We start from the raw sequence: 20,215 nt of genomic DNA on the forward strand, positions 1-20,215 counted from the left end.
GCCGACACGCTATCCCGGTCGTGTTGATTCCTCATGAGATTCATGTCACGGTCAGGTCACCCGCAGGCGTTCACCCATTCGGACAGGCCGTCGGCGAACAACTGGCGTTTCCAGATCGGGACTTCGTGCTTGATCCGATCCACCAGTTCCGAGCACGCCGCGAACGCCGCGCCCCGATGCGCCGCCGCCACCGCGACGACGATCGCGCGGTCACCGATGCCGAGTGAGCCGACGCGATGCACGGCCGCGACCGGCAAACCGTGCGCGGCGGCCAGTTCCGCGCAGACGGTGCGCAGGAAGCGTTCCGCCTGCGGGTGCGCGGAGTATTCCAGGGCCGAAACGGCCTGCCCGCCATCATGGTCGCGGACCTTCCCGGTGAACACCACGACCGCGCCGTAGTGCGGTCCGCGGACCGCCTCCTCGACCTCCGCCGGGTCGAGCGGCTGGTCGCTGATCCGGGCGAGCCGGACCTCGGCCTCAGCCGTTGTCATGACTTCCACCTCCGGCGACTTGTGCGAGCAGATGATCCAGCAGCGGTTCCAGCACCGCGATGCCGTCGCGAACGCCACCCGGCGATCCCGGCAGATTCACCACCACCGAGCGCCCGGCCAGCCCCGCCACGCCGCGACTCAGCGCCGCCAGCGGGAATTTCGCCGTGCCGCGCTGCCGGATCGCCTCCGCCACACCGGGGAGTTCGCGGTCGAGCAACGCGAGGGTGGCCTCCGGGGTCCCATCGGTGGGGGACGCACCCGTCCCGCCGGTGCTGATGACGAGCGCCGGTTCGAAGCGCAACGCGTCGGCCAGGCCGAATTCGATCTCGGCGTCGGCGTAGACCAGCGGGCCCCGCACCGAGAAGCCGAGTCCGGCCAGCCAGTCCGCGAGCACCGGACCGGTGGTGTCCTCGCGGGTCCCCGCCGCCACACCGGTCGACGCGACCAGCACCACGGCCGACTGCGGTTCCCCGTCGAGTTCCGGCTCGGCGTACTCCGAGATGTCCGGCTCGATATCCGCGTCCTCGGGGGACAGGTCTTCGTCGGCGGAAGACGGGATGGGGCCTTCGTCGGCCGGGCGCTCCCAATGTCCGCGTTTGCCGCCTTCTTTGGTGAGCAGCCGCACGTCGGTGAGCGTCGCCGCGGGGTCGACCGCCTTCACCATGTCGTGCAGGGTGAGCCCGGCGACCGCGACCGCGGTGAGCGCCTCCATCTCCACACCCGTGGGCCCCTTGGTCTTCGCGGTGGCCTCGATCGTGATGGCGGTGTCGGTGAAACCGAACTCCACTCGCACCGACGACAGCGCCAGCTGATGGCACAGCGGGATCAGTTCGGAGGTCTTCTTCGCCCCCGAGATGCCCGCGATGCGTGCGGTGGACAGCACATCCGCCTTCGGCAGGTCGTCGGCCCGCACCAGCGCGACCACCTCGGCCGTGGTGCGCAACTCGCCTGCCGCGACGGCGATCCGGGTGGTGTCGCTCTTCGCGCTCACATCCACCATGCGGGCGCGGCCTTCCTGGTCGACATGGGACAACTCGCTCATAAGGACCACACTCGCACAAGCGCTCCGGCGGGCAGCGCGGTGACCTCGGCGGGCACGTCGATCAGCACTTCGGCCCACGCCATGGCCGCCACGAGATGCGACCCGGGACCGGACACCACCTCGACCGCCCGGGGCTGCCGGTGCGCGGGCGATTCCCCCGGATGGGCGCGGATGAGTCTGCCGCGCAGGAATTGCCGTTTCCCCTCCGGCGAGCGCGGCACGGCGTCGGCCAGGGGAAGCTCGTAGGTGTCCACCTCGGGCAGACCGGCGAGACGCCGCAGGATCGGGCGGGCGAACACCTCGAACGACACCATCGTGCTGACCGGATTGCCGGGGAAGCTGAGCACCGGCACCCCGTCGACCACGGTCAGTCCCTGCGGGCCGCCCGGTTGCATCGCGACCGAGCCGAACCGCCCGCCCATCGGCTCCAGCACGTCCTTGACCACCTCGAAGTCGCCCTTGGACACGCCGCCGGAGGTGAACACCACATCGGCGTTCTCGGTCGCCGCCGACAGCAGCGCGCGGAAGCGCGCCGGATCGTCGGTGCTGTGCGCCACCGAGACGACACCGACGCCGTTCGCCGCGAGCGCCGCGGCGAGGGCGACGCCGTTGGAGTTGTAGATCTGCCCCGGACGCAGCGGCTTTCCGGCCGCGACCAGCTCGTCGCCGGTGGTGATCACGGCGGCGCGCACCGACCGGAAGACCGCCACCGCGGGCAGGCCGACGGCGGCGAGGGCGGCGACATGCCGGGGGGCGAGCATGGTTCCCGCCCGAACGAGCAGATCCCCGGTCCGGACGTCCGTCCCCGGTTCCCGCACGAATTCGCCTGCGCTGCGCCCGCGTTGGATGGTCACCGTGCCGTCGCCCACGCGGGTGTCCTCCACCGGCACGACGCAGTCCGCGCCGGGCGGGATCGGCGCACCGGTCATCACCTTCATCGCAGCGCCCCCCGGCAGCGGCGTGCGGCCCGCCGCGCCCGCCGCGACCACGCCGGTCAAGGGCAGGGTGACCGGTGCGACCAGCACCGATTCGGCGCGCACCGCGTAGCCGTCCATCGCGGAGTTCCGGAACACCGGCAGCTCGATCGGCGAGCGGACGTCCTCGGCCGACTGCCTGCCCAGCGCCCGCGGCACCGGGACGGACTCGACCGTGCGCGCGGCCAGTGGCCGCAGCAGCTGTTCGATGCTGTCGCGGTAGTCGTCGACGGGCCTGGCCGAGACGCCGGCGGGCCGAGGGTTCATGCGAGTCAGCCTAATGGGTGCGGTCGGACATAGTCCGTCCTCAGCCTGCGCATGGCCGGAGCGAAGGCGGAGGTACGCCTAGGCCCGATCCGGGCGGTTTTCCGCCTCCGTCGCCGCGCGCCGGCCCGTGCGCAGGTCGTCCGGCGTCGCGCTCGTCCCCGGCGCGGGCCTCACCGCCGATTCGCGGCCGTGGTGAGCCCGAGGTGAGCATTCCGCCCGCAGCCGAATCGGGACAGGCGGTCATAATGGACGTGTGACTCTGGTCGAGATCGGGATTCCCGCGGTGCGTTCCGGGCGTCCCTCGCTCGCCGGCCGTCCCGACACCCCCTACTTGCTGGATCGTTTCGGACGCGTCGCCCGCGACCTACGCGTATCCATCACCGAGAAGTGTTCGCTGCGCTGTACCTATTGCATGCCGGAGGAGGGGCTGCCGGAGATTCCCCGGCACGAACTGCTCACGGTGGACGAGATCGTGCGTCTGGTCCGCCTCGCGGTGCGCGAGCTGGGGGTGCGTGAGGTCCGCTTCACCGGGGGCGAGCCGCTGATGCGCCGCGAGCTGGAACAGATCATCGCGGGCTGTCATGCCGAGGTGCCGCACATCCCACTGGCCATGACGACGAACGGCGTCGGGCTCGAGCACCGCGCGTTCGGCCTCGCCGCCGCGGGACTGCACCGGGTGAACGTGTCGCTGGACACCGTGGACCGGGCCGGTTTCGCGCGGCTGACGCGCCGCGACCGCCTCGAGTCGGTGTTCGCGGGTGTTCGCGCCGCGCGTGCCGCCGGACTGACGCCGATCAAGGTCAACGCCGTCTTGATGCGCGAAACCCTCTCCGGTGCGTCGGATCTCCTGCGCTGGTGCTTGGACGAGGGTTGCGAACTGCGTTTCATCGAGGAGATGCCGCTCGACGCCGACCACGAGTGGGCCCGCGCCAACATGGTCACCGCCGCCGAGCTGCTCGATGTGCTCGGCGCCCGGTTCGGGCTCACCGAGGCCGGCCGCGCCGATCCGTCGGCCCCCGCGGAGAAGTGGCTGGTCGACGGCGGCCCCGGCACCGTAGGGATCATCGCCACCGTGACCCGCAAGTTCTGCGACACCTGCGACCGCACCCGCCTCACCGCGGACGGCATGCTGCGCTCCTGCCTGTTCAGCGACCAGGAATTCGACCTGCGCCAGGTGCTGCGCTCCGGCGCGGGCGACGACGAGGTCGCGACCCTTTGGCGCGGCGCGATGTGGAACAAGTGGGCAGGTCACGGCATCGACGCCGAGGGCTTCGTCCCCCCGGAGCGGACGATGGGAGCCATCGGTGGTTGAGATCCGCTATTTCGCCGCGATTGCCGACGCCGTCGGCAAGGACGGCGAAACCCTCGACCTCCCGGCCGGAGCGACGGTGGCCGACCTTCGCGCCGCCCTGTCCGCGACCTACGGCCCGGACCTGGACAAGATGCTGTCGGTGTGCGCCTATCTGATCGGTGATGAGCTCACCCGCGATCCCGCCGCCGCGCTGAGTCCGCGCGTCGACGTCCTGCCCCCCTTCGCCGGGGGATAGCCCGGCGACGCGTGCGCACCGGCGGGCACGCCGCCGCGGCCGATGGCTTCACAAGCGGCGGTTCCCGGCGCGCCGTCTCGCGCCGGGTGAGTCGGCCCAGGTGCTCAGCGCCACCAGGTGTCCAGCGGAGTCACCGGGACGGTGCGCTTGTGCCGGGTGTTGCGGAAGATGCCTTCCAGCCGCTCGGCGACCTCGGGGGTCACCTCCTTGCCTTCCAGGTAGTCGTCGATCTCGCTGTAGCGCAGACCGAGCGCCTCCTCGTCGGGCAGGGCGGGGCGGTCGTCCTCCAGGTCGGCGGTGGGCACCTTGGACCAGATGCTGGCGGGTGCGCCGAGCTCCTGGAGCAGGGCGGCGCCCTGGCGCTTGGTGAGACCGGTGAGCGGGGTCAAATCGACACCGCCGTCGCCGTACTTGGTGAAGAATCCGGTGACCGCCTCGGCCGCGTGGTCGGTGCCGATCACGAGCAGGTTCTCCTGCCCGGCCAGCGCGTACTGGAGCACCATGCGTTCGCGCGCTTTGATGTTGCCGCGCACGAAGTCCCGCAGCTGGTCCACCTGCAACGCGGACGCCGCCTCCGCGGCCGCGGCGCTCGCGCTGGGCCGGATGTTCACCACGACCTGCCGGTCGGGCCGGACGAAGGCCAGCGCCGTGAGCGCGTCGGCCTCGTCGGCCTGCACGCCGTGGGGCAGCCGGACGGCGAGGAAGGTCGCGTCCACGCCGTCGGCGCGCAATTCCTCGACCGCGAGCTGGCACAGCCTGCCCGCGAGAGCACTGTCCTGTCCACCGCTGATGCCGAGAACGAAACCACGTGCGGGAGTGGCGTTCAGATAATCCTTGAGGAAATCGACCCGGCGGCGGATCTCTTCCTTCGGTTCGATCGTGGGCTGGACGCCCAATTCACTGATGATCTGTTCGCGCAGGTTCCCCATGGCGCCCGAGTGTACTGGCGATTCAGCGGGTGACAACGCGACGGACGACGTCCTCCCAGTTGTCGCCGATCTGCTCGCGGGTATAGCCGAGCACGTGCATCTGGTGCATGACCAGCGCCGCGCCCAGCATCGCCAGCAGCCAGTCGGCGACGAGCGGGACCTCGCCGGGCACGTCGGCCTGCCGCAACAGCATTGCGACGTGAGCGCGCAGCAATCCGTAGGGCGCACCGGAATACCGGTCACCGGCCTCGCCGAGTTCGGCTGCGCGGTGCAGTTCGCCTTCCACTTCGATGTCGAGGAGCCTGGCCCGACCGAAGGCGACCAGTCGTTCCACCGGAGGTGCGCCCGGGCCGAGCGGCGGCGGGCCGAAGATGAACGACTCCTGATACTTCTGCTCGGAGTGGTCCAGCAGGGCGAGCATCAGGCCGGATCTGCTGCCGAACCGGCGGAACACCGTGCCTTTGCCGACCCCGGCGCGTTTCGCGAGCGCGTCCATGGTGAGACTGTCCACGCCGTGCTCACGCACCAGCTGCTGCGCCGCGTCCAGCAGCAGCCGGCGATTGCGTGCGGCGTCGGCGCGCTCGGCGGGCTCCGAGGTGCCGGGCAGCGGGGCGCCGACGTCGAGCAGCCGACGGGTGCCAGCGGAGGTCGAGTGGGGTGTGGGGTAGTTCACAGCGCTCACGCAGGCTCCGCGGGAAGTAATCGGACCATGGTCCGGTTAGTGTGTGGTGAACGTACGGACACCATCTAATTCAGTACACCAGGAGTGTTCATGAGCCAGACCCGCATTCTCGCACTCGTCGGCAGTCTGCGCGCCGCCTCGGTCAATCGGCGGCTGGCCGAGGCCGCGGCCCACACCGCGCCGGAGGGCGTCGAGGTCACCCTCTACGACGGACTCGCCGACATCCCGTTCTACAACGAGGACATCGACGTCTCCGGCTCGGTTCCGGCGGCGGCCCAGGCGCTGCGCGACGCGGTCGCCGAGGCCGACGGCCTGCTGGTGGTCACTCCGGAGTACAACGGCACGCTGTCGGCGGTGCTGAAGAACGCGATCGACTGGGCCTCTCGCCCGTACGGCGCCGGTGCCATCAAGGGCAAGCCCACCGCTGTGGTGAGTGCGTCGATCAGCCCGAACGCGGCGCAGTGGGCGCACGGCGACGTCGTCAAGGCGCTCGGCGTGGCGGGCGCGCGAGTGGTCGAGTCCGCGCACCTGCACTTCGGTGTCATCGGCGAGCGCTTCGGCGCCACGCATCCGCGCGACGACGCCGAGGCGCTCACTCAGCTGGCCGGCACCGTGCGCGAACTGGTCGAGGCCACGCGGGGCGAATTCGCGTCGGTGTAAGCTCCATCTCCGGTCTCGGACGAGGGTCATCGCTGCGGGCGCAGCGGTGGCCCTCTTCGTTTGCCAGTGAGTTTGCTGAAAGTGTGCTGACATGTCGAACAGTGATCTGCGCCACTGTTTGATCCCGGGGTGAATCGAGCGTCCTGGTACTTCTCTCGATGGAATTTCATCAATGTGACTCGCTACATGTCGTGTTGTAGGAATCTGTCGGCCACTAGGTGTAGTGTCTTCGCTACTGGAAGACGGTGAGAGGCCCCACCCGGTAGGAGTCGGTCACGAGTGGCTGATCAGGGGATTCGAGTCCGGCTCCAGAAGTTTGCGCAGCATACGTCGATCGTGTATTGCAACGGATCTCAGGCTGTGGATCAGGCACAAGGAGAGAGGGACATCAATGACCGTCACCGTGTACACCAAGCCCGCTTGCGTCCAGTGCAACGCCACCTACAAGGCCCTCGACAAGGCCGGGGTGGACTACGAGGTCATCGACATCTCGGAGAACGACGAGGCGCGTGACTACGTCATGGCCCTGGGCTACCTGCAGGCGCCGGTCGTGGTGGCCGGAGACGATCACTGGTCGGGCTTCCGGCCCGACCGCATCAAGTCGCTCGCGACCGTGGCGGCCTGACCCTCCACCGCATCCGAGGTGCGAGTGCCGGGCGGTCCGCCGCGGCACTCCCGAGAAGAGGAAGGCGACCATGCCGGAGACGACGGCGCTGGTCTACTTCTCCAGCGCTTCGGAGAACACGCATCGTTTCGTCGAGAAGCTGGGGCTCCCGGCGACTCGCATACCACTGCACACCGCCGACTCGCTGCGCGTAGACGAACCGTACGTGCTGATCGTCCCCACCTATGGGGGCGGTCGGCACGTGCTGGGGGGCGATCGTTCCGACAAGGATTTCGTGCCGCGGCAGGTCGCGAAGTTCCTCAACGATCCGCACAACCGGGCGCTGCTGCGCGGCGTCATCGCGGCGGGGAACACGAACTTCGGCGACACCTTCTGCTATGCGGGCGAACTGATCGCGCGCAAGTGCGGCGTGCCGTACCTGTATCGCTTCGAACTCATGGGAACCGCTGAGGACGTCGAACGCGTCCGAGAGGGATTGGGATTGTTTTGGCAACAGCAACGACAGCACCGGCCGGAAAAACAGCTCGCTTAGAGCAGCCCCCGGTCCGTGGCGGCGACGCGGGCGAGGTCCTCGACTACCACGCTCTCAACGCGATGCTGAACCTGTACGGTCCGAACGGGGAGATCCAGTTCGACAAGGACCGTGAGGCCGCCCACCAGTACTTCTTGCAGCACGTCAATCAGAACACCGTCTTCTTCCACAACCTGGACGAGAAGCTGGACTACCTGATCGACGAGAACTACTACGAGGCGGAGGTCCTGGAGCAGTACAGCCGCCCGTTCATCAAGAATCTGTTCAAACAGGCGTACGCCAAGAAGTTCCGGTTCCCCACCTTCCTCGGCGCCTTCAAGTACTACACCTCGTACACGCTGAAGACCTTCGACGGCAAGCGCTACCTGGAGCGGTTCGAGGACCGGGTGTGCATGGTCGCGCTCACCCTCGCCGCCGGTGACGAGGCGCTGGCGGGCCGGCTGGTCGACGAGATCATCGACGGCCGTTTCCAGCCGGCCACCCCGACCTTCCTGAACTCGGGCAAGAAGCAGCGCGGCGAGCCGGTTAGTTGTTTTCTCCTTCGCATCGAGGACAACATGGAGTCCATCGGGCGCTCGATCAACTCCGCGCTGCAGCTGTCCAAGCGCGGCGGCGGTGTCGCGCTGCTGCTGAGCAACATTCGCGAGCACGGCGCGCCGATCAAGAAGATCGAGAACCAGAGTTCGGGCGTCATCCCGATCATGAAGCTGCTCGAGGACTCGTTCTCCTACGCCAACCAGCTCGGCGCGCGCCAGGGCGCGGGCGCGGTCTACCTGCACGCCCATCACCCGGACATCTACCGGTTCCTGGACACCAAGCGGGAGAACGCGGACGAGAAGATCCGTATCAAGACGCTCTCGCTCGGCGTGGTCATCCCGGACATCACCTTCGAGCTGGCCAAGAAGAACGAGGACATGTACCTGTTCTCGCCCTATGACGTGGAGCGCATCTACGGCAAACCGTTCGCCGACATCGACGTCACCGAGAAGTACTACGAGATGGTCGACGACAAGCGCATCCGCAAGTCGAAGATCAAGGCGCGCGAGTTCTTCCAGACCATCGCCGAGCTGCAGTTCGAGTCGGGCTACCCGTACATCATGTTCGAGGACACGGTGAACCGGGCCAACCCGATCGCGGGCAAGATCACCCACTCCAATCTGTGCTCGGAGATCTTGCAGGTCTCCACGCCGTCGGAGTTCAACGACGACCTGTCCTACGCCAAGATCGGCAAGGACATCTCCTGCAACCTCGGGTCGCTGAACATCGCCAAGACGATGGACTCGCCCGACTTCGCGCAGACCATCGAGGTGTCCATCCGGGCGCTGACCGCCGTGTCGGACCAGACCCACATCTACTCGGTGCCGTCCATCGAGCAGGGCAACAACTCCTCGCACGCCATCGGCCTCGGGCAGATGAACCTGCACGGCTACCTGGCGCGCGAACGGATCCACTACGGGTCCGAAGAGGGCATCGACTTCACCAACATCTACTTCTACACCGTGGTCTACCACGCGATCCGGGCGTCGAACCGGATCGCGATCGAGCGCGGCTCGTACTTCGGCGGCTTCCCGGAATCGAAGTACGCCAGCGGCGAGTACTTCGACAAGTACACCGATCAGGTGTGGGAGCCGAAGACCGATCGCGTCCGGCAGTTGTTCGCCGACGCGGGCGTGCACATCCCGACCCAGGACGACTGGCGTGAGCTGAAGGCCTCGGTCATGGAGCACGGCATCTACAACCAGAACCTGCAGGCGGTCCCGCCGACCGGGTCGATCTCCTACATCAACCACTCCACCAGCTCCATCCACCCGGTGGCGTCGAAGATCGAGATCCGCAAGGAGGGCAAGATCGGGCGCGTCTACTACCCGGCGCCCTACATGACCAACGACAACCTCGAGTACTACGAGGACGCCTACGAGATCGGCTACGAGAAGATCATCGACACCTACGCCGCGGCCACCCAGCACGTGGACCAGGGCCTGTCGCTGACGCTGTTCTTCAAGGACTCCGCCACCACCCGCGATCTCAACCGCGCCCAGATCTACGCCTGGCGCAAGGGCATCAAGACCCTCTACTACATCCGGCTGCGCCAGATGGCACTGGAGGGAACCGAAGTCGAAGGTTGCGTCTCCTGCATGCTGTGATCCCGTAGCGAACAGGGTGGCTTCCCGCTGGGCGGCCACCCTGTTTCGCGTTCTCCGGCCACCGAGGTGTTCCCATGCCGGGCTTCGGTCGCGGTGCGATGCCCAGTCGGCGCCTGGAATATGCTGGCGCAGAGGCGATCCGGTAGTGATGGGAACGACGATGACCGATCTCGGCGGCAACGGTGAGCCGCTCCGTCCGATTCACGACGCGAGTGTGCCGAGCAGCGCGCGAATATACGACTACGTGCTGGGCGGCAAAGACCACTATCAGGTGGATCGGGACGCGGCCGAGAAGGTGATCGCGGCCTTTCCCACCACCCGGGTCGCGGCTCGGCAGAACCGGCTCTTCATGCACCGTGCGGTGAACGCGCTCACCGCGATGGGCGTGACCCAGTTCCTCGACATCGGCACCGGCATCCCCACCGAGCCGAACCTGCACCAGGTGGCGCAGGCGCCGACGCCGGAAGCGCGGGTGGTCTACGTGGACAACGACCCGATCGTGTTGTCCCACGCCCGCGCCTTGCTCACCGGTACGCCCGAGGGTCGCACCGCCTACGTCGACGCCGACCTGAAAGATCCCGCGGCGATCCTGTCCGCCCCAGAACTCCTCGACACCCTGGACCTGAAGCGTCCGGTGGCGCTGAGCCTGGTCGCCGTGCTGCACTTCCTGTCCGACGAGCAGGACCCCTACGGAATAGTCCAGACGCTGCTGGGCGCCCTCGCGCCGGGTTCGTTCCTCGTGGTCTCGCACATCACCGCCGACCTCGAACCGGAGATGATGACCGAGGCCCTGAACGTGTACAGGCAGAGCGGGGTCTATGCCCAGACACGCACGCGAGACGAATTCGCCCGATTCTTCACCGGGCTGGAACTGATGGACCCGGGCATCGTCGTCTCCAACCAATGGCGCACCCACGGTGAGTCACCGTCCTGGCTCGACTCCCAAGTGAACTGCTGGAGCGCGGTCGGCCGGAAGTTGTAGTGCTGTGTTTGTTGGCCGCGCCTGCGGCGCGGCGTGTTCGCGGCCCTTCATGTCTCGCGACCGAGCGACCGAGACTCGCGCCTACGGCGCATGCGCTTCGGTCGCTCGGTCGCGAGACGGCCGCGAACGGTCGCTCGTAAGACTCGCTCCGTTGTGGGCGGGTGAGTGGGGATGCCAACTATTGCGGGCAGGGGCAGGGGCAGGGGCAGGGGCAGGGGCAGGGGCAGGGGGTACTTGGTTGTTGGGGCTCAACCCAGGCGCTGAGGTCGCTCGGCTGCGGGTGGACCTGCCTAAGCGCACTCAGCTCAGCGCGGGGAGTACTTCGCGTTCGAAGAGTTCGATGCCGGAGGTGTCGTAGGCGGATTCGGGGAAGTTGAAGATGGCGTAGCCGAGGCCGAGGTCGGCGACTCGGCGCAGGTTCTCGATGATCTGCTCGGGAGTGCCGGTGGCGGCGCCGCTGTTGTACAGCTGTTCGAAGTAGGACTTCGCCGCGTCTTCGCCGATGACGGGTGTGAGGCGGGCTTTCAGTGCCGCGAGGCGATCCTCCACTTCGGCCTGGTTCGAGCCGATGACGACGTTGAAGTTTGAACTGCGGACGATCGCGTCGAAGTCGGTGCCGACGTCGGCGCAGTGGGCGCGCAGCACCTCGGATTTGTGGGTGAATTCCTCGGGGTTACCGCTGAAGTTGGTGTATTGCGCGTACTTCGCGGCGATGCGCAGTGTCTTCTTCTCGCCGCCGCCCGCGATCCACAGCGGAATACCGTTCTCCTGCAACGGGAGCGGACGGACGATGGCGCCGTCGACCTGGTAGTACTTGCCGTCGAGGGTGGCCGAACCCGTGGTCCAGGCCTGCCGGAAGATCTGCACCCCCTCGTCCAGGCGGCCCAGCCTTTCGCCCGCGGACGGGAAACCGTAGCCGTAGGCGCGCCACTCGTGTTCGTACCAGCCACCGCCGATGCCCATCTCGACGCGGCCGCCCGAGATCAGGTCGACCGTCGCGGCCACCTTGGCCAGGTAGGCCGGGTTGCGGTAGCTGATCGCGGTACACATCTGGCCGAGGCGGACGCGCGAGGTGGTGGCGGCGAACGCCGACATCAGCGTCCATGCCTCGTGCGTCGCCTCCTCGGTGGGGACCGGGACGGTGTGGAAGTGGTCGTACACCCACAGCGATTCCCACGCCGGGTTCGCATCGGCGCGCTGGGCGAGGTCTCGCATCACCCCCCACTGGTCCGCCGGGTCGATGCCCACCAGATCGAGCCGCCAACCCTGCGGAATGAAGATGCCGAAGCGCACGAATATCTCCTTCGTGTGTACCCGAAACGGCCGTGGCGAGCGCTGCGGCCTTCCTCACTGTTACCAGTCCACCGCGCGCTGGCAACCGTTCGGCGCTCGACGCTCCGAATTCCCGCCTGGCGTCCCCGCCGCCGGGACTCGAGCGCTCTACAACCAGGTCCGTAGCGAGCCAGGTCGCCACCGCGGCAAGTGCGAGTAGCGCCGCGTTCAGCCCGATCACCTCGATTTCACCCCGGCTGAGGTGCAGCGCGATCCCACCGACCTGGATCAGCGCGAGCCCGATCGCCGCCGCAAGAGCGAGGACGGGTGCGATGCCGGTGAGCGGCGGCAGTATCACTCCGACGGCTCCGAGTACCTCCAGTACGCCGATGACGCGCACGAAACCGAGCGGCACGGTATCGATCCATCCATGGATCGGAATCGGAGGGCTCACATACGTCACATCCCTGTGCGTTGCTCTCCGTGAGGTGCCTTTGCCCGACCATCCAGACATCTGTGCGATCAGAGGTGACCAAGGCCGCGCTGTCCGTGCGCTCCTCGATCGCATCGCGGACAAGTGGTGGGACGACGTGGAGCGCGCTGTGCTGGAGACGACGGATCCACCGCCGGTGTGATCACCGGCCGGGGCGAGGACGCGATCACCGCCCACCCGCTGACCGATTGGTCACTCTGTGCACCGTCGATAGTGGCCGCGGGAGACGGCGACCCCGATACCGGCTGACTTGCTCGAATACTGCGGAGAGATCGGCCGACTGCTTGCCGGCAGCCGGCCGACCTCGCGTGTCCGGACCCTAGGCGCCGGTGAACTTCTCTCCCGCGATGGCCTTGGACGGCGCACCGTCGACGCCGACGGGGATGTCACCCTCGAGTGTGGTGCGGTACAACACGCGGGTGACATCGAGGTGGTCGAGGTCGCTCGGTGCGAGGTGCGCGGTGGCGCGGTTGTCCCAGAACGCGAGGCTGCCCTTCGCCCAGCGGAAGCGGACGGTGTAGGCCGGGTTGGTCACCTCGTCGAACAGCAGCTTCAGCAGTGCGTCGCTCTGGTTCGGCCGGAGCCCGACGATGCGGGTGGTGAAGCCGGGGTTCACGAACAGCGCCCGCTCGCCGGTCACCGGATGCACCCGGACGACCGGATGTTCGGTGATCAGCGGCGCGGCCGCGACCTTCTTCGCGTAGTCGCTGTCGGAGTCCCAGGCCGGCCTGCTGCCGCCGAAGCGGTGCTCGGCGCGCAGCCCTTCGACGAATCGCTTGAGCGACTCGGGCAGGTTCTCGTAGGCGGCGACGAGGTTGGTCCAGCCGGTGTCGCCACCCTGCGCCGGGGCGATGTCGGCGCGCAGGATCGAGGCGGCGGGCGGGTTGATCAGCGCGGAGACATCGGTGTGCCAGTGGTTGGTGTAGCTGAATTTCCGCACACCGAACCGCTTCTCGTACAACCGGCTGTCGACCGCGAGGATCTCCGGGTGCTCCGTCGGCGCGTCGTCGTCGTACGGGTGTGACGGCGTGACCGCGCCGAACCGGCGGGAGAAGGCGATCTGCTGCGCGTGATCGATGTGCTGATCGCGGAAGAACAGCACCTTGTAGGTGTGCAGCGCGTCGGTGATGGCCGCGACCTGCTGGTCGGTCAGCGGCTCGCGGAGATCGACGCCGGAGACGTCGGCGCCGATGTAACCGGCGACGGGCGCGACGTGCACGGGGTTGTCGGTGACGGTCGAGAGGGGGGTTTCGTGGACAGCGGTCATCGGAAGAACTCGTTTCGGGTCAGAGGATCGGGCCGGTGGCAACCGGAGGTGCGGGACGTGCGGCAAGGCGACAAGCGCTGCCGCACACCCGCATGAAGTCCACGACGCGCCGTTTGGTCAGCGCCCGCACGGCGACTGCCTTCCGGATATGAGACGAGCGGCCATGGTTCAGGCGTTCGCCGGAGCGCGCCACCGTGACAGGCGGCGTTCCAGGGCGACCAGCACGCCGTTGAAGCCGAGGCCCAGCAGCGAGATGGCGAGGATACCCGCATACATGTTCGGGATCGCGAAGTTCTGCTGCGCGGCGGTGATCAGATAGCCGAGCCCGGCCCTTGCCCCGAACATCTCGGCGGCCAGCAGCACGAGGATCGAACTGGCGGCGGCCATCCGCAGACCCGTGAAGATGGACGGCAGCGCCGCGGGCAGGATCACCTTCTGGAACAGACGCAACGGCGAGAAGCCCAGGGAGGCAGCGGATTTGACCAGCAGCGGGTCGACGGTGCGCACGCCGGTGATGGTGTTCAGCAGAATCGGGAAGAAGCTCGCGTAGACGACGATGGCCACCTTCGAGGTTTCGCCGATCCCCAGGATCAGCAAGAAGACGGGGAGCAACGCCAGCGCCGCGGTGTTGCGGAACAGTTCGAGGATCGGATTCAGGAAGTCCGCCACCGGCTTGTACCAGGCGATCGCGATGCCCACCGGTATACCCGCGACCAACGCGAGGGAATACCCGGCCAGGGAACGATTCAGGCTCGCGGAGATGTGCGTCCACATCTCTCCGCTCGCCACCAAGTCGGCGAACGCCTGGGCCACCACCGAGAACGGCGGCAGGAACACCTCGTCCACCAGCCCGAGCGTCGGGGCGAGTTGCCACAGCAGCAAGAACAGCCCGATCACGACCGTTGGTTTGAATACCCGCCAGGCGAACCGGCCCACCGCCCGCAGGGCCTGCGTCACGGCGGTGGGCGCCGGCTCGGCCCGCTGCACCGGGGCGGGCCGGGTGGGCTGGACCGCACGGTCCCGTACCGGCCGCTCGCTCAGCTGAATGGCACTAGACATGAGCCGTCCTCTCGGTGGTGGATTCGATATCGGCCGGGTCGGAAAGGGATTTCAGCTCCAGGCTCGCGGCCCGTTGGACTTCGCTGTGCAGCAGCGTCCAGATCTCGTGGCGGTAGTCCCGGAAGCGCTGGGAGGAGCGGATGTCGTCGTCGGTGTCGCGGTCGAGCTCGACGTCGACGATGGCCTTGATCCGGCCGGGCCGTGAGGTCAGCACGGCCACCCGCTGGCCGAGATATACCGCCTCATCGATGCCGTGGGTGATGAACAGGACGGTCTTGCCGGTGGCGCGCCAGATGCGCAAAAGCTCGTCCTGCAACGATTCCCTGGTCTGCGCGTCGAGCGCGGCGAACGGCTCGTCCATCAGCAGCACCTCGGGATCGAACGCGAGACTGCGCGCGATCGCGACGCGCTGTTTCATGCCGCCGGACAGTTCGTGCGGGTAGCGGTCGCCGAAACCGGAGAGCCCGACCAGTTCCAAGTAGTGGTCGGCGAGCTCGCGCCGCGTCCTGCGGCGCAAACCCTTGGCCTCCAAGCCGAATTCGATGTTGGACCGGGCCGTGCGCCAGGGCAGCAGGGCGTACTGCTGGAAGACGATGCCGCGGTCCAGGCCCGGGCCGGTGATCGGCTTCCCGTCGAGCAGGATCTCACCGGAGGTGGGTTTGCTCAGCCCGCCGAGCAGGTCCAGCAGCGTCGACTTGCCCGAGCCGCTCGGCCCGACCAGGACCAGGAACTCGCCTTCACGCAGTTCCAGCGAGATGTCCTCGAGTGCGGTGAACCGCTCCTGGGAGCCGCGCACCGCGAACTGCTTGCGCACTCCGGTGAGCGCTAGTTTCGTAGCCGTGGTCATTTCGCGGCCACCACCTCTCCGGTCGGTCCCGCCTCCGGCGTGAATTTGCCGTTGGCGTACGGGTTGAACTTGTTGGTGAACAGGTCAGCGGCCTTCAACTTGCCGCTGGGCAGTTCGCCGTTGCGCACCAGCCAATCGATCCAGATCTGCAGTTCCTTGTCGGCGACCACCGCGCCGGGCACCGGGATCCCGGAACTGAGCCAGTACGGCACCAGGCCGGTGTTCTCGTTGCGGCCGCGCTTGCCGATGATCTGGACGAACCGCTCGCGCACCTGATCGCGCGGAGTCACCTGCAGCCAGCGCACAGCGCGCGCGGTGCCTTGCACGAAGTCCTCCACGGCTTCGGGATTCTTGGCGATGTAGTCGTTGCGGAAGACGTAGGTGCCGTAGTCGAACGTGCCGAAGATGGCCTTGTCGGTGTACAGCGGGTGGATACCGCCGCGCTGGAGGGCGGTGTCGCGGAAGACGCTGCCCAGGGCGCCGACGTCGACCTGTCCTTTACGCAGCGCGTCCTCGGTGTTGGCAGGCGGTACGACGACCAACTGCACCTGCTTGATCTCGTCGTCGGTCAAACCTTGCTGATGCAGCCACTCCCTGGTGATGAATTCGTGGTGCGCGCCGAGCGTGTTGACCGCGACCTTCTTGCCGATCAGATCGCGTGCCGAGGTTATGCCGGAGTCGTCGCGCACGTAGTAACCGGTGAACGACTGCTCGTCCGCGCCATAGGAACTGAGCACCGAGGTGACCTTCGCCCCGCCCGCGATCAGTTTCACCACCGCGCCGTTGAACGCGCTGCCGAACTCGACCTGGTTCGTCGCCGCCGCCTGGATATTGGCCGGCCCGCTGGTGGTGTCGCCTTCCCAGTGCAGGCTGATCTTCGTGAAGTAGCCGAGATCGTCGGCCAGTTCGAAGGGGGTCACCTGCCCGGTGGCGCCTTGATAGCGCAGCACGGTCTTGCCGTCGGCGGTTTTGGCGGGGGTGGACTCGCCGCATCCGGTGAGCACGGATAGACCGGTGAGCACCGCCACGGCGGCTGCGAGAGCGCGGGCGACACGCCGGGAGGAGGGAGAGAGAAGCATTGTTGATCTTTCGAAGAGAAGACGCCGTGCAGTTCGATGCCAGGCGTCCGGCGACACCACAGCGGAGCGATGCGGCGGTGGACGACCGCGCGGGATTCGGCCGGGAACCGATGCCGCGCTACTTCAGTGGCGACAGATTCCGTGCGGAACGCGCATGAAGTCGACCGCGCGACGGCGGATCAATGCTGTTGCTGTCGACACTTCGAGACTTCCGTGATCTGTATATCGGTGCGGGACAGGCGCGGTGACTTCCGACGCCCGCTTGGGAAATACTGTTCCGGTTCCCAAGCATGGGAGCAACAGTTCGACGCCCCCTGCGTATAACCCTGTCGTCCAGCGGACGAGCGTTCCGGAGACCGGGTGACACGGTCGCCGGCTAGTAGCGGTGTGCGCCGCACGATGAACCGCGCGGTCGCGCAACCCGAAGCGATGACGACCCGAGCGGTGCCGCGCGCTCGGATCCGGTCGTTCCTGCGGCTGCCGGAGCCCGACCGCGACCGGTCGACGCGCGACCGCGGTCGGTCGACCGCCATCGCGGTCGGCGCGCCGGTACCCATGCCGACATCCGCGGGCGAACGACGCCCGATTCCGACCGGCGTGGAGCGGCTTCCGTCACAGCGCGCCGTCGTAAGGTGATCATCGTCCCCGAAGCCATGTAAGCTGCACGAGGACGTTTCCTGTCCGCGAGATGTTGATCCGAATGGTGCGGATATCCGAGATCCGCGGCTACGACGAGAGGGAGGTGGGGTAGCGATGCGCAGCGAACCTCCCAGTCGAAGGCCGCGCGGCGCCGCCCCTTCGCATTCCTGATCAGGTCGCGACGGCAGGGGCCGGCGCCCGCGGTGTGAATTTCGCGCTCTCCGTTCACTCACGCATGTGCTGAGGTCCTCTCATGTCGCAGACCGACATCATCGAAGTACGTCCGACGCTGTCCGAATCCCTCCAGGACATCGTCGATACCCGTCGCGTGGACGCCGCGCTGGACTGGCTCGGCAACCATCCGCCGCACGTCATCGCCGATCAGCTCGCCCGCATGGACGCGGTGCGGGCCGGGATGGCGTTCCGCCTGCTCGACAAAGACCTGGCGCTGGCCGTGTTCGAGGAACTCGAGCCGGTGGACCAGCAGCAGATCCTGCAAGGACTGCGTGATCAGAGCTTCCGTGACCTGGTCGAGGGCATGGCGCCCGACGACCGCGCCCGCATGCTGCGCGAGGCGCCCGCCAAGGTGGCCAAGAAGGCGCTGGCCGGCCTGAGCCCGCGGGAGCGGCGGATGACCGCGAGCCTGCTCGGCTACCCGGAGGGCTCCGCCGGTCAGTTCATGACGCCGGAGGTGGTGGCATTGCCGCGTGACCTCACGGTGGCGGAAGCGCTCGGCATGGTGCGCGCCAAGGGCGGCAACGCCGAGACGGTGTACACGCTGCCGGTGGTCGATACGGGCAGGCGGCTGACCGGCATCGTCGAACTGCGCGAACTGGTGCTCAGCAAGCCCGAGACCATGGTGTCGGAGCTGGTCGTCACCGAACCGGCCTTCGCGCGCGCCACCGATTCCGCGGAGAAGGCCGCCCGCCTGATGCGCGAGACCAACGACATCAATCTGCCGGTGGTGGACAGCGAAAACCGGCTGGTCGGGCTGCTCACCATCGACGACGCGGTCGAGGTGATCGAGGCCGCCGACAGCGAGGACGTGGCGTTGCAGGCGGGATCGGCGCCGTGGGAGGGCCACTACATGGCCGCCGGGGTGTTCCAGCTGGCCCGCTATCGCGCGCTGTGGCTGCTGCTGTTGCTCTTCGCCGCGACACTGACGGTGAGCGTGACCGACTTCTTCGAGGGCACCTTGCAGCAGGCGGCGCACCTGGCGCTGTTCATCCCGCTGCTGATCGGCGCGGGCGGGAACGCGGGCGCGCAGGCCGCCACCGCCTGCGTGCGCGCGGTAGCGGTCGGCGAGGTCAAGGCGTCGGACCTGTTGAAGGTGATCTGGCGGGAATGCCGAGTCGGCCTGGTGCTCGGCTCGCTGCTGGCCTCGGTGGGCTTGGCGATCGGCGCCCTGTTCGTGGGTCCGCGCATCGCCCTGGTCGTCGGCATCACCCTGGTCCTGATCTGCGGCTGGGCCGCCACCATCGGCGGCACCATGCCGCTGCTGGCCAAGAAACTGCGCATCGACCCCGCGGTCGTCTCCGCGCCGATGGTCACCACCCTGGTGGACGCCACCGGCCTGATCATCTACTTCACGACGGCCAAGCTGGTCCTGGGGATCTGAGGACGTCCTCGATGCTCGCGGCCGGTCGATCGAGCGAAGTGTGATCGACCGGCCGCTTACGGGAACAGCGCCAGGACTTGGCGCGCGACCTCTTCGAGGGCCGCGTCATCTTTTACGGTCAGGGAGATGGCCGGTAAGCGCGGCCCGGCCAGGCTGCGGCTGCCGGTCTCGAGCGGCTGTCCCACCGCGACGTTGTAGAACCGCAATTCGTCCTGGGCATCTCGGTAGACGGTGCGGTTACCGACGGTGAACGCCGGACTGCCCGCGGTGACCAGCGACTCCGCGCTGTATTCGTACGCGAGGCGGATCTCGTCGCCGCGATGGACGAACGTGCAGCTGGAGACTCGTTGCTGCGCAGGGTCGGCCTTGACGCCGAGTTTCGGCAGGACCGCGCAGGGGTCGGCGCCGGTCAGCACCGTGGCCATCGTTTCCGCCACGCTGCCTTGGCGTGGTTCCTTCTTCCATTCGGACACCGCCGTGCTGATCAGTGACTCGGCGATGGGACACGGCTCGACCGCCAGCGGGGTGTTCACCGACAGGCCGATCGCTGCGGACGAAGGGAACCGTGCCATGGCCGAACAGGAGCGCTGGACGAGTTGCCCGGCTTGCTCGGCGCTCAGCATGTCCTTGTCCGCCAGCAAGTTGACGGTCACGTCGCCGAGTCGTTCGGTCGTACCCCGCTGGTTCTGCACTTCGGGCGCGGGTCCGGCCATGGTCCAGCGGACGGTCTTCCCCGTGGAGCGTTCCGAGCTGTCGAGTTCGGCCTTACACGAGTTCAGCCCGTCGGTGCCGACGGTGAGCACCTGGCCGACCCGGGTCAATTCGGCTCGCGGCAGCAGCGCGCAAGTGTCCATCGCACGCATGCGGCGCAGCACTTCCCAACGCTGGTCGTCGGTATGCGGCACGGTGGACCAGAACGAGCCGTCACCGGTCTGCGGAACCGCCGCCGGACTGTCGTCCTGACATGCGGCAGCGGTCAACAGCACCGCCGCGATCAGAGCCAGCCGTCGGTACATCGAAAGCCCCCCTCGTCGGATTGGAATGCTCTACAGCACAGAGTCTTTCA

19 protein-coding genes and 1 pseudogene are annotated in these 20,215 nt (G+C 67.6%); 8 read left to right on the top strand and 12 right to left on the bottom strand.

Annotation, left to right across the window (positions count from 1 at the left end):
• Positions 1-56: 56 nt before the first annotated feature.
• From ACZ6DL_RS01215 to ACZ6DL_RS01225, 3 genes are read right to left on the bottom strand one after another with little or no spacing between them, the layout of a single operon-like run.
• On the bottom strand, positions 57-491 hold the full coding sequence (locus ACZ6DL_RS01215; RefSeq protein WP_466048234.1) for a molybdenum cofactor biosynthesis protein MoaE: 435 nt from the start codon (positions 489-491) through the stop codon (positions 57-59).
• Positions 478-1,533 (bottom strand): bifunctional molybdenum cofactor biosynthesis protein MoaC/MoaB, encoded by a 1,056-nt coding sequence (gene moaCB, locus ACZ6DL_RS01220; RefSeq protein ID WP_466048236.1) that lies wholly within the window; start codon positions 1,531-1,533, stop codon positions 478-480. Before moaCB ends, ACZ6DL_RS01215 begins: the two co-directional genes overlap by 14 nt.
• Positions 1,530-2,774: a molybdopterin molybdotransferase MoeA gene (locus tag ACZ6DL_RS01225; protein ID WP_466048238.1), complete on the bottom strand. Its 1,245-nt coding sequence runs from the start codon at positions 2,772-2,774 to the stop codon at positions 1,530-1,532. The genes moaCB and ACZ6DL_RS01225 overlap by 4 nt, the downstream gene beginning before the upstream one ends.
• A gap of 253 nt (positions 2,775-3,027) precedes the next feature.
• Here ACZ6DL_RS01225 and moaA point away from each other — a divergent pair, with 253 nt between their 5' ends.
• Together moaA and ACZ6DL_RS01235 are read left to right on the top strand one after the other, a co-directional pair.
• Entirely contained in the window at positions 3,028-4,086 is a 1,059-nt protein-coding gene (moaA, locus tag ACZ6DL_RS01230) for a GTP 3',8-cyclase MoaA (RefSeq protein ID WP_466048240.1), read from the top strand.
• On the top strand, positions 4,079-4,321 hold the full coding sequence (locus ACZ6DL_RS01235; RefSeq protein WP_357033414.1) for a MoaD/ThiS family protein: 243 nt from the start codon (positions 4,079-4,081) through the stop codon (positions 4,319-4,321). Before moaA ends, ACZ6DL_RS01235 begins: the two co-directional genes overlap by 8 nt.
• A 104-nt stretch (positions 4,322-4,425) precedes the next feature.
• Here the strand turns inward: ACZ6DL_RS01235 and nadE are convergent, their stop codons facing one another.
• The gene (gene nadE, locus ACZ6DL_RS01240; RefSeq protein WP_466048242.1) at positions 4,426-5,250 is read right to left on the bottom strand and encodes an ammonia-dependent NAD(+) synthetase; all 825 of its coding nucleotides are present in this window, start codon (positions 5,248-5,250) and stop codon (positions 4,426-4,428) included.
• Positions 5,251-5,272: 22 nt separating this feature from the next.
• Positions 5,273-5,878: a TetR/AcrR family transcriptional regulator gene (locus ACZ6DL_RS01245; RefSeq protein ID WP_062969540.1), complete on the bottom strand. Its 606-nt coding sequence runs from the start codon at positions 5,876-5,878 to the stop codon at positions 5,273-5,275.
• Between the two features lie 144 nt (positions 5,879-6,022).
• On the opposite strand from ACZ6DL_RS01245, the gene ACZ6DL_RS01250 reads away from it, so the two are divergent.
• The 5 genes from ACZ6DL_RS01250 to ACZ6DL_RS01270 all read left to right on the top strand — a co-directional run bounded on the left by ACZ6DL_RS01250 (position 6,023) and on the right by ACZ6DL_RS01270 (position 10,875).
• The gene (locus ACZ6DL_RS01250) at positions 6,023-6,592 is read left to right on the top strand and encodes an NAD(P)H-dependent oxidoreductase (protein ID WP_466048244.1); all 570 of its coding nucleotides are present in this window, start codon (positions 6,023-6,025) and stop codon (positions 6,590-6,592) included.
• Between the two features lie 391 nt (positions 6,593-6,983).
• Positions 6,984-7,217: a redoxin NrdH gene (locus ACZ6DL_RS01255; RefSeq protein WP_039799742.1), complete on the top strand. Its 234-nt coding sequence runs from the start codon at positions 6,984-6,986 to the stop codon at positions 7,215-7,217.
• Between the two features lie 70 nt (positions 7,218-7,287).
• Positions 7,288-7,749, top strand: coding sequence for a class Ib ribonucleoside-diphosphate reductase assembly flavoprotein NrdI (gene nrdI, locus ACZ6DL_RS01260; RefSeq protein WP_040868730.1), 462 nt, complete (start codon positions 7,288-7,290; stop codon positions 7,747-7,749).
• A 62-nt stretch (positions 7,750-7,811) separates the two neighbouring features.
• Complete coding sequence (nrdE, locus tag ACZ6DL_RS01265) at positions 7,812-9,893, top strand: class 1b ribonucleoside-diphosphate reductase subunit alpha (protein ID WP_396979743.1); 2,082 nt, start codon at positions 7,812-7,814, stop codon at positions 9,891-9,893.
• A gap of 160 nt (positions 9,894-10,053) precedes the next feature.
• On the top strand, positions 10,054-10,875 hold the full coding sequence (locus ACZ6DL_RS01270) for an SAM-dependent methyltransferase (protein ID WP_466048247.1): 822 nt from the start codon (positions 10,054-10,056) through the stop codon (positions 10,873-10,875).
• A 300-nt stretch (positions 10,876-11,175) separates the two neighbouring features.
• On the opposite strand, the gene ACZ6DL_RS01275 is transcribed toward ACZ6DL_RS01270, so the two are convergent.
• The 6 genes and pseudogenes from ACZ6DL_RS01275 to ACZ6DL_RS01300 all read right to left on the bottom strand — a co-directional run bounded on the left by ACZ6DL_RS01275 (position 11,176) and on the right by ACZ6DL_RS01300 (position 16,892).
• Positions 11,176-12,168, bottom strand: coding sequence for an LLM class F420-dependent oxidoreductase (locus ACZ6DL_RS01275; protein ID WP_466048249.1), 993 nt, complete (start codon positions 12,166-12,168; stop codon positions 11,176-11,178).
• Positions 12,169-12,358: 190 nt separating this feature from the next.
• Positions 12,359-12,715 (bottom strand): annotated as a pseudogene (locus ACZ6DL_RS01280) (DoxX family protein); the annotation flags it as partial.
• Between the two features lie 244 nt (positions 12,716-12,959).
• Positions 12,960-13,907: a TauD/TfdA dioxygenase family protein gene (locus tag ACZ6DL_RS01285; RefSeq protein ID WP_466048251.1), complete on the bottom strand. Its 948-nt coding sequence runs from the start codon at positions 13,905-13,907 to the stop codon at positions 12,960-12,962.
• A 168-nt stretch (positions 13,908-14,075) separates the two neighbouring features.
• Positions 14,076-14,966, bottom strand: coding sequence for an ABC transporter permease (locus tag ACZ6DL_RS01290; protein ID WP_466048253.1), 891 nt, complete (start codon positions 14,964-14,966; stop codon positions 14,076-14,078).
• Complete coding sequence (locus tag ACZ6DL_RS01295; protein WP_466048255.1) at positions 14,959-15,813, bottom strand: ABC transporter ATP-binding protein; 855 nt, start codon at positions 15,811-15,813, stop codon at positions 14,959-14,961. The genes ACZ6DL_RS01290 and ACZ6DL_RS01295 overlap by 8 nt, the downstream gene beginning before the upstream one ends.
• Positions 15,810-16,892 (bottom strand): ABC transporter substrate-binding protein, encoded by a 1,083-nt coding sequence (locus ACZ6DL_RS01300; protein WP_466048257.1) that lies wholly within the window; start codon positions 16,890-16,892, stop codon positions 15,810-15,812. Before ACZ6DL_RS01300 ends, ACZ6DL_RS01295 begins: the two co-directional genes overlap by 4 nt.
• 892 nt (positions 16,893-17,784) lie before the next feature.
• On the opposite strand from ACZ6DL_RS01300, the gene mgtE reads away from it, so the two are divergent.
• A complete protein-coding gene (gene mgtE, locus ACZ6DL_RS01305) occupies positions 17,785-19,149 on the top strand; it encodes a magnesium transporter (protein WP_466048258.1) in 1,365 nt (454 codons plus the stop codon).
• A gap of 56 nt (positions 19,150-19,205) precedes the next feature.
• Here the strand turns inward: mgtE and ACZ6DL_RS01310 are convergent, their stop codons facing one another.
• On the bottom strand, positions 19,206-20,165 hold the full coding sequence (locus ACZ6DL_RS01310) for a hypothetical protein (protein WP_466048260.1): 960 nt from the start codon (positions 20,163-20,165) through the stop codon (positions 19,206-19,208).
• Positions 20,166-20,215 lie beyond the last annotated feature (50 nt).

It is taken from the genome of Nocardia sp. NPDC041819 (genome assembly GCF_055590505.1).

Excerpts from the sequence above, each read along its gene's own strand:
- nadE (WP_466048242.1), bottom strand. The coding sequence starts at position 5,250 with ATGGGGAACCTGCGCGAACAGATCATCAGTGAATTGGGCGTCCAGCCC.
- ACZ6DL_RS01285 (WP_466048251.1), bottom strand. The coding sequence starts at position 13,907 with ATGACCGCTGTCCACGAAACCCCCCTCTCGACCGTCACCGACAACCCC.
- ACZ6DL_RS01215 (WP_466048234.1), bottom strand. The coding sequence starts at position 491 with ATGACAACGGCTGAGGCCGAGGTCCGGCTCGCCCGGATCAGCGACCAG.
- ACZ6DL_RS01255 (WP_039799742.1), top strand. The coding sequence starts at position 6,984 with ATGACCGTCACCGTGTACACCAAGCCCGCTTGCGTCCAGTGCAACGCC.
- ACZ6DL_RS01250 (WP_466048244.1), top strand. The coding sequence starts at position 6,023 with ATGAGCCAGACCCGCATTCTCGCACTCGTCGGCAGTCTGCGCGCCGCC.
- ACZ6DL_RS01295 (WP_466048255.1), bottom strand. The coding sequence starts at position 15,813 with ATGACCACGGCTACGAAACTAGCGCTCACCGGAGTGCGCAAGCAGTTC.
- nrdE (WP_396979743.1), top strand. The coding sequence starts at position 7,812 with ATGCTGAACCTGTACGGTCCGAACGGGGAGATCCAGTTCGACAAGGAC.
- ACZ6DL_RS01270 (WP_466048247.1), top strand. The coding sequence starts at position 10,054 with ATGACCGATCTCGGCGGCAACGGTGAGCCGCTCCGTCCGATTCACGAC.
- nrdI (WP_040868730.1), top strand. The coding sequence starts at position 7,288 with ATGCCGGAGACGACGGCGCTGGTCTACTTCTCCAGCGCTTCGGAGAAC.
- mgtE (WP_466048258.1), top strand. The coding sequence starts at position 17,785 with ATGTCGCAGACCGACATCATCGAAGTACGTCCGACGCTGTCCGAATCC.
- ACZ6DL_RS01300 (WP_466048257.1), bottom strand. The coding sequence starts at position 16,892 with ATGCTTCTCTCTCCCTCCTCCCGGCGTGTCGCCCGCGCTCTCGCAGCC.
- moaCB (WP_466048236.1), bottom strand. The coding sequence starts at position 1,533 with ATGAGCGAGTTGTCCCATGTCGACCAGGAAGGCCGCGCCCGCATGGTG.
- ACZ6DL_RS01290 (WP_466048253.1), bottom strand. The coding sequence starts at position 14,966 with ATGTCTAGTGCCATTCAGCTGAGCGAGCGGCCGGTACGGGACCGTGCG.
- ACZ6DL_RS01225 (WP_466048238.1), bottom strand. The coding sequence starts at position 2,774 with ATGAACCCTCGGCCCGCCGGCGTCTCGGCCAGGCCCGTCGACGACTAC.
- ACZ6DL_RS01310 (WP_466048260.1), bottom strand. The coding sequence starts at position 20,165 with ATGTACCGACGGCTGGCTCTGATCGCGGCGGTGCTGTTGACCGCTGCC.